This is a genomic window from Bacillota bacterium (assembly GCA_024655925.1).
In the GTDB taxonomy this organism is placed as follows: domain Bacteria; phylum Bacillota; class DTU025; order DTU025; family JANLFS01; genus JANLFS01.
Genome location: JANLFS010000075.1, coordinates 3,315 through 15,164 on the forward strand (window position 1 = coordinate 3,315; position 11,850 = coordinate 15,164).

Genomic DNA, 11,850 nt, shown 5'->3' on the forward strand with positions numbered 1-11,850 from the left:
CGCAGTCTTGCGAAGACATCAGTCTCGCTCATGTCCACTAGCTCCAGAAACTGGCTTCTGCAGATCTCCAGCGCATAGTCGAATACGAACAGGAACAGAGCTTTCTTGGTGCCGAAGTAGTGGAACAGCAGCCCTTTGGAGATGCCTGCGTTCTGGGCAATGATCTCCGTACTTGCGTTGTCGTACCCCTTCGAGGCGAACTCTCTCATGGCGGCATTGATGATCCGGTTCCGTTTCTCTTCGTCGGCCTTCATGAGCGTGTCAGTCATGGGTTGCTTTGCTCCCTCGTCTCGTTGACTCGTTCGGTCAATGCGATGATATCGCTCATTGACTGACTCAGTCAATACTGCGGCGACTTGCTTTTACTTGATTTGTGTCGACTTGTGTTGTAACATGGGCGTGAAGGGAGGCGTCCCCATAATGGAGAGAAAGCTGGTGACCGCGCAGGAACTAGCCGAGATGCTTCAGCTGTCGGTGGAGACAGTCTGGCGCTACACCCGAAACGGCATGATCCCTTGTGTGCGGCTGTCCAACAGGAAGTACCGCTATGACCCCGAAGAGGTTTTCGCACGCCTTGGCCTGGACGCAGGCGGACAGCCGCACGGCGCTCTCGTGTGGGAGACCGGACCCGCATATATCTCCGACAAGGTGTACACCTATCAAGACTACCTCAAGCTGCCCGAAGACGACGGATATCAATATGAGATCCTCGACGGCGTTCTCATCGGAGAGCCGCCGCCAGTCGTCCATCACCAGAGGGTGTCGCGGCGATTGCAGCGCATCCTTGAAGACTACTTCGCCCCGATTGACCCTGCTGGCGAGGTGTTCAACGCGCCCATCGGAGTGAGCCTCTCGGAGATCAACGTATTGCAGCCGGATCTGATATACGTGCCTGGCGATAAGAGCCGCATCGTGGAAGAAAAGCGAATAAACGGCGCGCCTCATCTGATTGTGGAGATCCTCTCCACCTACACTCGCTCCAAGGATCGGATAAAAAAGCGCAGAGTGTACGAACGCATGGGCGTTCCGCACTACTGGATTGTGGATCCACGTGATGAGACAATCGAAGCTTACGCCTTGGAGGGGAGCGTCTATGTACTGCAAGCGTCCGGCTGCGACGGGGATCTCTTCGTTCATCCCGGATTTCCTGGCCTGAGCGTGGATCTGGCAGCCTTGTGGAAGCGAGGCGGGGCGGTGGCCAAACCATGACGCCGAATTCCTTCGTCTAGTGTATTCCCGCCTTGTCGCGCCCTGTGCGGGCGCGTGGATTGAAACACGACGGACCCGTGCGCCCCTGGTGACCTGGTGTTCTCCGCCGGTTGGCCGCTTCGACTGCGTTGACACGCTCGTCCCGCGTGCGGTAGAATGACTTGAACCCGTCCGGGCCGTGAGCGTCCGCGGGGGGCGCGCTGGCCGCGTCACGCGCGGGCGCGCGGATTGAAACAAACAGCCAAACACACTGTCGGGGGTGGGCAATCCCTTGTTTGTACAGATGCGTAGGAGGATGGGAACTGTCATAACTGTGGTCGCGGTTCTCGTGGCCGCCGGACTCATTATCCCTATGGCGTTCTCCTGGGGTGGGGGGAATGCCGGGTCCAACCCCGCTAAGATCACCGCAGCGACTGTCAACGGCCGGCGCATTACCGAGTTGGATTTCAGCAGGGAAGTCGCATGGGCTTACTACGACCGCGTGAGATATGGCGACGTGAGGCCGGACACTCTCGAGGAACTGCGTTCGTCCGTGATGGACAATCTTATCGACCGGGCGCTGATCCTCTCGGCAGCCAAGGATGCCGGGTTCACGGTGAAGAAGTCCGACGTGGAGGCGCTCGTGAAGAGCGAACGTGACCTGTTCGCCTCGGAGGACCAGTGGCTCGAGGCACTTGCCCGCTGGGGCTTCACGCCTGAGCTCTACGCGACCTACTTGGAGGAGCAGACGATCGTGAACCAGTATCCCGCGGTCGCCTGCGGGGAGCCGGAGGTCACGGAGGAAGAGATAGTGGCCGAGTTCGAGAGAAGCCAGAGGGCTCAGCCCAGCCTCACCCTTGAATCCGCACGGGAGAACATCAAGAAGATCCTCTCCTACCGTAAGCAGAGAGAGCTTCAGGCGTCGTGGCTCGATGGCCTGCGGGAGCGGGGCAAGATTTCAATAGTCGAACCCGGAGTCCTTGCCTACAGGGCCATGGAGGACGGGAAGTTCGAGGACGCGATCAAGCATTACCAGAGGGCCATCAAGCAGAGCCCGCAGGACCCCTATCTCCAGGTGGGGTTGGGGAAGGCGCTCCTTGCCTCGGGAAGGCCCGACGACTCTCGGTCCGCCTTTGACAAGGCGATTCAGCTTCAGCCGGACGATCCATTCGTAATGATTGCGCAAGGGGACGCTGCTCGGGAATCGGGTGACACAGGCCGTGCGGTGGAGTCCTACAAGAAGGCTTCCGAACTCGCCCGTGAGGACCTCAGCATCCATGCGCTTCTCCATGACATCTTTAAAGAGATGGGCCTGGAGGATGAGGCGAACGCCCAGGCAGACAGGATGGACGAGATTCGCGAGATCATGAGGGAGCGGCAGGAGGCCCAAGCTAGAGCGGCCGAGGAGGCCGCTAAGCGTGCCCAGGAGCAAGCCGAAGCCAAAGCCAAGGCCGAAGCAGAGGCCAAGGAGGCCGCCGGTTCCGAGACTAACAACTAGGCGATATGCATCGGAGTTCCGGGCGGGTATCCACCCGCCCCTTTTTGCGTCACCCTGCTTCATATCGCGATGAGGAGGACCTGACCTTGCGAATAGCCGCGCCCAGAGGCACCAACGACATCCTGCCCGGCGAGACAGAGCTGTGGCAACAGGTGGAGACCTTGCTTCACCGGACTTTCAAGCTGTACGGGTATCGGGAGATCCGCACGCCCGTGTTTGAGCATACTGAGCTCTTCGAGCGAGGAGTGGGCACGACCACCGACATCGTCGAGAAGGAGATGTACACTTTCCAGGACAGGGGAGGCCGGTCCATCACCCTGCGTCCCGAAGGAACTGCCCCGGTCGTACGGGCTTTCATCGAGCACAGGATGGGGGCCGCTCCGCAGCCGACCAAGGTCTACTACATAGGGCCGATGTTTCGCTACGAGCGACCACAGGCGGGCAGATACCGGCAGTTCCACCAGTTCGGAGTGGAGATCTTGGGCGCGTCCGACCCAGCCGCTGACGCGGAGGTGATCGCGCTTCCTCTGGATGTCTACGCTGCACTGGGAATCTCCGACGTGGTGGTGAACCTCAACTCCATCGGATGCCCCAAATGCAGGCCCGCCTACCGGGACCTGCTCCGAGAGGTTTACGCGGAGGTCCGAGACCAGCTGTGTGGGTCGTGCATCGGGAGGTTCGACCGTAACCCCTTGCGTCTTCTGGACTGTAAGTCTCCTGAGTGCCGCGCCGCCATGCCCGAGCCTCCCACCATTTTCGGCCTGCTCTGTCCGGAGTGCTCAGCCCATTTCGACGCGCTCAGGCGACATCTTGATGCCCTGGGCATAACCTGTGCAATTAACCCTAGGCTGGTTCGGGGCCTGGACTACTACACCAGGACGACATTTGAGTATACCGCCGGGGGCCTTGGTTCCCAGGATGCCCTGGGCGGCGGAGGCAGGTACGATGGCCTGGTGGAGGAGTGCGGCGGCGATCCCACCCCCGGGGTTGGGGTTGCGTGCGGACTCGAACGTTGCGTCCTTGCCATGCGGGCGCAGCAGGCCGGTGTGTCTGGCGAGGCGGGAATCGACGTTTTCATCGTGTCTTTGGGAGACGCCGCTCGGGACCGGGCGTTTGAGGTTGCTTTCAGCTTGAGGAAGGCGGGGGTGTCGGCTGACTTCGACATGGTGGGCAGGGGCCTGCGTGCTCAGCTACGCTACGCTGACAAGCTCGGAGCGAGGTTCGTAGCTATCATAGGAGACGAGGAGATCGCGCGCGGCATGGTGACTATGAAAAACATGGCAACCGGGGAACAAGCTGCGATCACCCTGGCTGAACTGGCCGGATATATCACGCGCCAAGGTTAGCACACTCATTTGGAAGCCAGGGGTTTCTTGAATCAGCTGACCACCTGTGGTATATTGAAAACGGCAATCAACAGGGAATCACCCTGCTGTGCGCGTGGATGCGCTGGTCGTTTACTTCCAACATCTCTTACTAGGGGCCCGGACTCTACCTCGGGCATGTGTGCCGCAGTGCACGGCGGAACATAAACGTGGTAGGAGGGCACCCACCTCGCGTGGGCGGGGGAGAGAAACGGCCAGCCCTACGGCATGGTGGGGTTTTTTCTATTTCCTCTGGGGGGGTGAGTGAGACGGCTGAGATCGACCTTTTCAACGCCTCAGATTCGGGCAGGTTTGCCAGGATGCCCCTTGCGGCCCGGATGAGGCCCCTCGTTCTCGACGAGATCGTTGGACAGGACCACATTCTGGGGCCTGGCAGACTCCTCAGGCGGGCCATAGAGGCAGACCGCCTGGGCTCCGTGATCCTCTATGGACCTCCCGGTTCGGGCAAGACGACTATCGCTGAGGTGGTGGCATCGAGCACGAAATCCGAGTTCGTGAGGGTGAACGCGGTCACCGCGGGGGTCGCTGACATCCGCCAGGCGGTTGTCGACGCCCGGGAGCGGGCCAAGCTCTTCGAGAAGCAGACTATCCTGTTCATCGACGAAATCCACAGGTTCAACCGCACCCAGCAAGACGCGCTTCTTCCAGCTGTTGAAGACGGGACGGTCACCCTGATCGGGGCGACAACCCAGAACCCGTTCTTCGACGTCAACCCGCCCCTGGTCTCCAGATCCAGGATCTTCCGGCTGGAGCCCCTAGGGCCCGAGGAGATCAGGCTGATCCTGAAACGCGCCCTCGCTGATTCCGAGCGTGGGCTGGGACAGATGGCCGTGGACGTAGACCAGGACGCCCTCGATCACCTTGCGGACTACGCGAACGGAGATGCCCGCTCAGCGCTAAACGCACTAGAGGTGGCTGTCCTGAGCACTCCGCCCGGGGAAGACGGGAGAATCCGCATCACCCTCGCGGTGGCGGAGGACTCCATCCAGAGAAGGGCGCTCCGGTACGACGCCGGAGGGGACGCACACTACGACGTGACATCTGCTTTCATCAAGAGCATCAGAGGGTCCGACCCAGATGCCGCCCTTCACTATCTCGCCAGGATGCTGGAGTCTGGGGAGGACCCGCGGTTCATTGCAAGGAGACTCATGATCCATGCCAGCGAAGACGTGGGGCTTGCGGACTCTCACGCCATAGCGGTGGCCGTCGCCGCGGCCGAGGTCGTGGAGAGGGTAGGGCTTCCCGAGGCAAGGCTAGCGCTTGCCCACGCGACGATATACATAGCGGTCGCTCCCAAGAGCAACTCCGTCCTGACGGCGATCACGTCCGCCCTTGAGGACGTGCGGAACCTCCCAAGTCCTGAGATCCCTGCCCATCTGCGTGACAGTTCCTACAAAGGTGCGGCGGCCTTGGGGCATGGAAAGGGGTACAAGTACCCCCACGACCATCCAGGGTCTCATGTCGAGCAGCAGTACATGCCCGACGGCCTCGAGGGGAAGGTGTATTACAGGCCGGGGCACAACGTGATCGAAAGACGTATCGCAGAGAGACTGGCGGGCCTCAGGAGGCGATAGGCACACCTGCCGGGGAGTCGGGCATAACCTGAGTAATTGAGTGGATGCGCACTCCGTGATCAGGGGGGGTCGTGTCGTGCTGGGCTGGTTGTCTCATCTTCACCCTGTTTGGCAGGCGATCCTGGCTACCGGGTTCACATGGGCCGTAACGGCGCTCGGGGCGGCGTCTGTGTTCATTGGCAAGGAAGTGTCAAGGCGGACCCTCGATGCGATGCTTGGATTCGCAGCCGGCGTGATGATCGCTGCCAGCTACTGGTCGTTGCTCGCGCCTGCGATTGCCATGTCCGAGGACTTGGGCGTCCCCGCGTGGTTCCCAGCCGCGACCGGGTTTCTGGCGGGCAGCGCTTTCCTTAGGCTGGTTGACCTTCTCCTGCCCCATCTTCACCTGGGCCTGCCTCCGAGTTCTGCCGAAGGCACGCCCACCACATGGCGGCCGACTGTCTTGTTGCTGCTCGCAATAACGTTACACAATATTCCTGAGGGACTTGCGGTGGGAGTGGCGTTCGGAGCCGTGTCCAGCGGATTCCCCTCCGCCACGCTGGCTGGAGCCGTGGCGCTTGCTGTGGGGATTGGGTTACAGAACTTCCCCGAAGGGGTTGCCACAGCGGTTCCGCTCAGGCGGGTGGGGTTGTCGAGGTTCAAGAGTTTCTGGTATGGGCAGCTCTCGGGGGTGGTGGAGCCGATTGCCGGGGTGATCGGCGCTGCGGCTGTATCTCACGCCGAGCCCATCCTCCCTTATGCCATGGCTTTCGCGGCCGGTGCCATGATATTCGTGGTGGTAGAGGAGCTGATCCCGGAATCCCAGCGAAGGGGGCACACCGACCTCGCGACCATGGGGGCGATTGTTGGGTTCACTTTCATGATGGTGCTGGATGTGGCGTTGGGTTAATCAGCGGCCGGAACTCGACGGGGGCCGGGAAGTGGCAGGTGTCCAAGTTCGCAGTTGACGAGCACGGGAGTCTCTTCGTAGGCTGCTCCCTGCAAGGCAGCATTGCGGCTTGGGGACCACCCCGAGCCCCGTGCTTGCCTACATCCCCGTGCTGCTCAAGGTGGCCAGGAGCAGCCTCCTTGCAGCTACAGGTGTTACTAGTCCGGCGGCGGACGATACTTGCCAGAACCAGGCGATGTATCGAACCAGGTACTTCGTCGCCACTCCGCGGAACCTCATAAGCCACGCCCGGAACTGGACCGCAAGGCGTTTCGCGTTCGTTTGGTGATGCATCGGGTCAACGCTCAGTACGTCTTCTCGGCAACCCCTGGCCCGCGACGGTGTTGTCCACGTCAGCCCCAGGCTCTGCTTCCCGGGAGGGGGCCAGTGCCCGATTCCGCGCTCCATGCACACTCGAGCCCCGGGCGTGATCCGGTCCCGCATGATCTCATCGAACCCGACCCGGGATTCGCCTGGCGCAAGCTCGGCTGCGACGTTTCCGAACCGGTCGAGGGCGAAGAGGACATAAACCCTGTCTGAGCGGGGGCTGAGAAACGGGATCTGGCGGGATCCTGGCTTTCCGGGCATTGCGTGGGCACGGTGCGACCCCTCCCGAGAGCCCTTGAAGCACTTGAGGAGAAGGAGCTGGTGCGTTTCCACGATCCCGGAGAGCGTAGTCTGGGCATAGGCCCCAGCAAGCCTGGAGATCACCTTATGCCTCCAGGCGAACGCGGTGTTCTTGGAGATCCCCAAGAGCCTTGCGGCCTGCCGCACTGGGAGGCCTTCCATCATCAGCTCAAGGTACCGGAGCCACTTCTCCCGCAGCCGGGTGCGGTGCATCACCGTGCCGGTGAGGTCGGTGAAGTAGGTGCGACAGTGTTTACACTTATACTTCTGGACCCCCCTGGGCTTTCCGTACCGGACGATCTCCCTGCTTTCGCAGCTGGGGCAGACTTGCCCTTCGGGCTTTGCGAGGTCACGGATGTCGGAGAGGTTCACCTCAACACGGCCTTCGCAGAACGGGGTGGGGACGAGATCAAGACCTTGGCCGGGGAAGGGGACTGCGCAGAGATGAACGTCGGACAGGCCGGGATCAGGCCCTAGGGGAAACGGGTAGCGGAACGGCGAGGTCGGCATGGGGAGGCCTCCTTCACTCACTGGGCATCGGTGTCATCCATATATTACCATAATCCTAATGAGGCATCAACTATTAATTGGGATTGCCCCAACGGAACTCGACGCGCGACAGCATGTTCATTGGTGGGGCAATACTACGTATTGACACCCAACCCCCGCCGGGGTATATTGGTGACAGCAAATCCTACTTCAATAGTCGGAATTACCCGGCCCGGGCCGCCTTGATGGGGGTGTCGAGATGAGGCTGAGTTCCAGGACGGAGTACGGGGTGAGGGCCATGTTCGAGCTTGCCTCGGTGTTCGGCGGAGGGCCGGTTGCACTCAGGGAGGTAGCAGGCAGGCAGGGTCTTCCCGAGAGCTACCTGGAGCAGCTGTTTGGGGCGCTTCGGAAAGCCGGCCTGGTTTCCGGGCAGAGAGGATCCCAGGGCGGGTACTGCCTGGCACGCGAGCCCAGCGCCATTACGGTTGGGGACATCGTGCGTGCGCTGGAAGGGCCGATAGCCCTTTGTGAATGCGCGGGAGAGGACGTGGCAGGGTGTGAGAGGGCGTCTTCATGCGCGGCGCACCCGGTCTGGGTGAAGTTGCGCGATAGCATCTCGGCCATTCTTGATTCTACAACTCTTGCAGACATGCTGGCCTGGGGGCCTGGATCAGACGTCGGGACTACGTAGAGGGAGATGATTTGGTTGGACAGAATCTACCTTGACAATGCCGCGACCACGCCCGTCCGCCGCGAGGTATTAGATGCGATGGTCCCGTTCCTCACCGAGAAGTTCGGGAACCCGTCCAGTATACATTCGTTCGGCAGAGAAGTAAGAAACGATGTCGAGCTCGCCCGGGAGCGCGTCGCGCGCGCGATCGGAGCGCAGCCCGAGGAGATAGTCTTCACCAGCGGCGGGTCGGAGGCCGACAACTTGGCCATCAAAGGCCTGGCCCTTTCGGTGATGGGCAAGAAGAACCACGTCATCACGTCAGCCGTCGAGCATCACGCGGTGCTCGACACGGTGAAAAGCCTAGAGGGCCTCGGGTTTGATGTGACCATCCTTCCGGTGGATGCCGATGGAATGGTTAACCCAGAGGATGTCAAGAAGGCTATTACGAGGCAGACTTTCCTCGTCAGCATAATGCACTCCAACAACGAGGTCGGCACTCTCCAACCCATCGAAGAGATAGCCAGGATCACCCGGGAGGCCGGAGTGGCCTTCCACACTGACGCAGTCCAGTCCGTGGGGCACGTGCCCATCGACGTGAGGACGCTCGGCGTGGACATGCTGTCCATGTCTGGGCACAAGTTCTATGCGCCGAAAGGCATTGGTGCGCTCTGGATCCGACACGGGATCAGACCTGTCCCTCTGATCCACGGCGGCGGGCAGGAACGCAAGCGCAGGGCGGGCACTGAGAACGTGGCCGGCATGGTGGGGATGGGAGTGGCCATCGAGCTTGCAGTGGCTGAGCTGGAGGAGACTATGGCTCGTGAGACGGATCTGCGAGACCGCCTCATTGCCGGGATCGAGGACCGAATTCCTGACGTCAGGCTGAACGGCTCGAGAACGAGAAGGCTTCCAAACAACGTGAACGTGAGTGTCCTCTACGTGGAAGGAGAGTCTCTCCTCCTCAACTTGGACATGGCGGGCATCGGTGCGTCGTCGGGCTCCGCGTGCACATCCGGGTCTCTCGAGCCTTCGCATGTGTTGATGGCGATGGGGCTTCCTCACGAGGTTGCCCACGGGTCGGTCAGGCTGACTTTGGGCAGGGACACGTCCGAGGAGGACATCGCCAGGGTGCTCGACGTGCTGCCCGGCATAGTCGAGAGGCTTCGAAGGATGTCGCCCATCTACCACAAGACCGAATGCACTATCAAGGAAGTATGCGCGAACGCCTGTGACTGCGCGCTCGCAACTGACTAGCACGGAGCGGCGGAGGCGTCTCGGCGGGAGGTGTCCAGATGTACACCGACAAGGTTATGGACCATTTCACTAACCCCAGGAACGTAGGAGACATCCCCGACGCGGACGGGGTTGGGCAGGTTGGGAACCCCGTGTGCGGGGACATAATGAGGATCGCCATCAAAGTCAAAGATGGTTCGATTGAGGATATCAAGTTCAAGACGTTTGGGTGTGGGGCGGCGATCGCCACTTCGAGTATGGTCACGGAGATGGTGAAAGGCAAGACTCTCTCGGAAGCGCTAGAGATTTCCAACCGGGCCGTGGCTGAGGCACTTGGAGGGCTTCCTCCGAACAAAATGCACTGTTCGAATCTTGCGGCGGATGCCCTTCACCTCGCAATCAAAGACTATCTGGAAAAGGGCGGTGCGCCGGACCTAGGGATCGATTCCCGCTCCATCACTGTCGAGGACCATGAGGGTCATGAGGATGCCAGCTAGATGCAGGATCAAAACGAAGTCGGCCTCATAGCAGTGGCGATGAGCGGGGGTGTGGACTCGTCTGTCGCCGCCGCTCTGCTCCTCAGGGGAGGTAGGTCCGTAGTGGGAGTCACCATGACTGTATGTGACTCCCCTGCGGGCCGGAACGCCGTAGAATCTGCCGGCGCAATGGCGCAGCGTCTTGGCATCCAGCATCACGTGGTTGACTTGAGGGCGGATTTCGAGGCGACGGTTGTCCGGGACTTCGTCGACTCCTATGTCTTGGGAGTCACCCCCAACCCATGTGTGTTGTGCAACCCGCGGATCAAGTTCGGACTCCTCCTTGAGCGGTCCTTGGCATTGGGTGCAACCCACATGGCCACCGGCCATTATGTGAAGAAAGTCCGGTACGCCAGGACCGGCCGCTACACGCTGGCCCGGGGAATGGATCGCAAGAAGGACCAGACTTACGTGCTCTACCGGCTCAGCCAGGATCAGCTCGCGCTGTCCATTTTCCCTTTGGGCGGCTACACCAAGGAAGAAGTCCGGAGGGTAGCGAGAGATCTGGGTCTCGGCGTAGCCGAACGCCCGGAGAGCCAGGAGGCCTGCTTCACACCTTCCGGGGATTACCGGGCCTTTATCGCTGCCCGGGCGAAGGACGCCACCTCTCCTGGGACAATCGTAGACCTCGACGGGAACGTCGTCGGGACCCACGCCGGGACAGCCATGTACACCATCGGCCAGCGAAAAGGCCTCGGCTCCATTGGGGCGAGGCGTGCCTATGTTGTGGACATCATCCCTGAGTCGCATGTGGTAGTGGTAGGGCCTGAGCAGGCCCTTTACAGCCGCACGCTCCACGCCGGCAACCTGAATTTCCTCCCTTTCCCCACGCTCGAATCGAGCATCCGTGTTTCGGCGCGCATCAGGTACAAATCCCCCGCAGCCCCTGCCCAGGTGTCGCCAGAAGGCCCTGACATGGTGCGGGTTGTGTTTGACCAGCCACAACGGGCCATCACTCCCGGGCAGTCGGTGGTCTTCTATGACGGCGACCTCTTGCTCGGAGGGGGTATCATCCAAAAGGTTAATGTCAGAAGGCAGGGGGCATAATAGGGCCGACGGAAAGGGGGGAACGGAGATCAGACGGTTTTGGAGGATCCTCCTCACTGGGGGGTTACTCGGGGCAGGGCTCGGCATGTTCATGTATATGAACTCGACCAGGAGGGGTCGCGAGGTAGTCCACGAGGAGGTGGCCAGTGAATCTCCGCTTGGGGTGAGGCGGAAGGCTAGCCGAACGATTGCCCGGCAGGCGCGGTCCGTACGGCAGCCCGTGGCCGAGGCAGTCCAGTCAGTCAGCAGGCGTCTGGGGACGAGGCGCGACGAAGAGTGATTGGCGCGGAAAGCTCGGACCGGCTTCGGGCGGAAGGCCTGGGACCGGTCCTTTTGTCTTGCTTTTGTCTTGGTTGGGAGGAGCTTCAGTGTCGCGCGGGCAAGGTCTAAAAGTGCAGCAGAGTCTGGTCTGGGGAGTTGGCGTTGTAGTCCTCGTCCTGATGGCGTACAAGGTGCGTGGTGCGTTTGTCCCATTCATAGTGGCGGCCTTCATCGCGTACGTCATCAATCCCTTGGTGAGGATGGCAGAGGCGCGAGGTGCGCCCAGGGTGGCTGCGATCTTCACAGCCTACGTGCTGGTGATGGGGGGTATCGCATTCGGCCTGGCCTTCGTTCTCCCCGCCCTGGCGGGTCAGTTCGAAGAGATTGCTCGGGAAGCGCCCGAGCAATCTC

12 protein-coding genes and 1 other RNA gene are annotated in these 11,850 nt (G+C 61.1%); 11 read left to right on the top strand and 2 right to left on the bottom strand.

Translation table 11 applies throughout. The features are described from left to right. The coding region (locus NUW23_11475) for a TetR/AcrR family transcriptional regulator (GenBank protein ID MCR4426784.1) at positions 1-269 on the bottom strand (269 nt) is incomplete at its 3' end. 151 nt (positions 270-420) lie between these two features. Here NUW23_11475 and NUW23_11480 point away from each other — a divergent pair. The 6 genes from NUW23_11480 (at position 421) to NUW23_11505 (ending at position 6,534) form a co-directional block, all read left to right on the top strand. Continuing rightward, complete coding sequence (locus NUW23_11480) at positions 421-1,209, top strand: Uma2 family endonuclease (GenBank protein ID MCR4426785.1); 789 nt, start codon at positions 421-423, stop codon at positions 1,207-1,209. Positions 1,210-1,492: 283 nt separating this feature from the next. Beyond that, positions 1,493-2,686: a SurA N-terminal domain-containing protein gene (locus NUW23_11485; GenBank protein ID MCR4426786.1), complete on the top strand. Its 1,194-nt coding sequence runs from the start codon at positions 1,493-1,495 to the stop codon at positions 2,684-2,686. Positions 2,687-2,772: 86 nt separating this feature from the next. Next, a complete protein-coding gene (gene hisS, locus NUW23_11490) occupies positions 2,773-4,032 on the top strand; it encodes a histidine--tRNA ligase (protein ID MCR4426787.1) in 1,260 nt (419 codons plus the stop codon). Positions 4,033-4,109: 77 nt separating this feature from the next. Then, a non-coding RNA gene (gene ssrS / locus NUW23_11495) (6S RNA) lies at positions 4,110-4,292 on the top strand. Positions 4,293-4,370: 78 nt separating this feature from the next. Continuing rightward, complete coding sequence (locus NUW23_11500) at positions 4,371-5,645, top strand: replication-associated recombination protein A (protein ID MCR4426788.1); 1,275 nt, start codon at positions 4,371-4,373, stop codon at positions 5,643-5,645. A gap of 79 nt (positions 5,646-5,724) precedes the next feature. Then, positions 5,725-6,534: a ZIP family metal transporter gene (locus NUW23_11505; protein ID MCR4426789.1), complete on the top strand. Its 810-nt coding sequence runs from the start codon at positions 5,725-5,727 to the stop codon at positions 6,532-6,534. A gap of 138 nt (positions 6,535-6,672) precedes the next feature. Here NUW23_11505 and NUW23_11510 read toward each other — a convergent pair whose 3' ends face one another. Continuing rightward, positions 6,673-7,710: a helix-turn-helix domain-containing protein gene (locus NUW23_11510; protein MCR4426790.1), complete on the bottom strand. Its 1,038-nt coding sequence runs from the start codon at positions 7,708-7,710 to the stop codon at positions 6,673-6,675. Positions 7,711-7,948: 238 nt separating this feature from the next. On the opposite strand from NUW23_11510, the gene NUW23_11515 reads away from it, so the two are divergent. From NUW23_11515 to NUW23_11535, 5 genes are all read left to right on the top strand, one after another. Further along, entirely contained in the window at positions 7,949-8,380 is a 432-nt protein-coding gene (locus NUW23_11515; GenBank protein MCR4426791.1) for an Rrf2 family transcriptional regulator, read from the top strand. A gap of 15 nt (positions 8,381-8,395) precedes the next feature. Then, on the top strand, positions 8,396-9,616 hold the full coding sequence (nifS, locus tag NUW23_11520) for a cysteine desulfurase NifS (protein MCR4426792.1): 1,221 nt from the start codon (positions 8,396-8,398) through the stop codon (positions 9,614-9,616). Positions 9,617-9,654: 38 nt separating this feature from the next. Next, positions 9,655-10,092, top strand: coding sequence for a Fe-S cluster assembly scaffold protein NifU (nifU, locus tag NUW23_11525; GenBank protein ID MCR4426793.1), 438 nt, complete (start codon positions 9,655-9,657; stop codon positions 10,090-10,092). Then, entirely contained in the window at positions 10,093-11,178 is a 1,086-nt protein-coding gene (gene mnmA, locus NUW23_11530; GenBank protein MCR4426794.1) for a tRNA 2-thiouridine(34) synthase MnmA, read from the top strand. Positions 11,179-11,546: 368 nt separating this feature from the next. Beyond that, positions 11,547-11,850, top strand: a 304-nt coding sequence (locus NUW23_11535; GenBank protein MCR4426795.1) for an AI-2E family transporter, incomplete at its 3' end; no start/stop codon positions are given.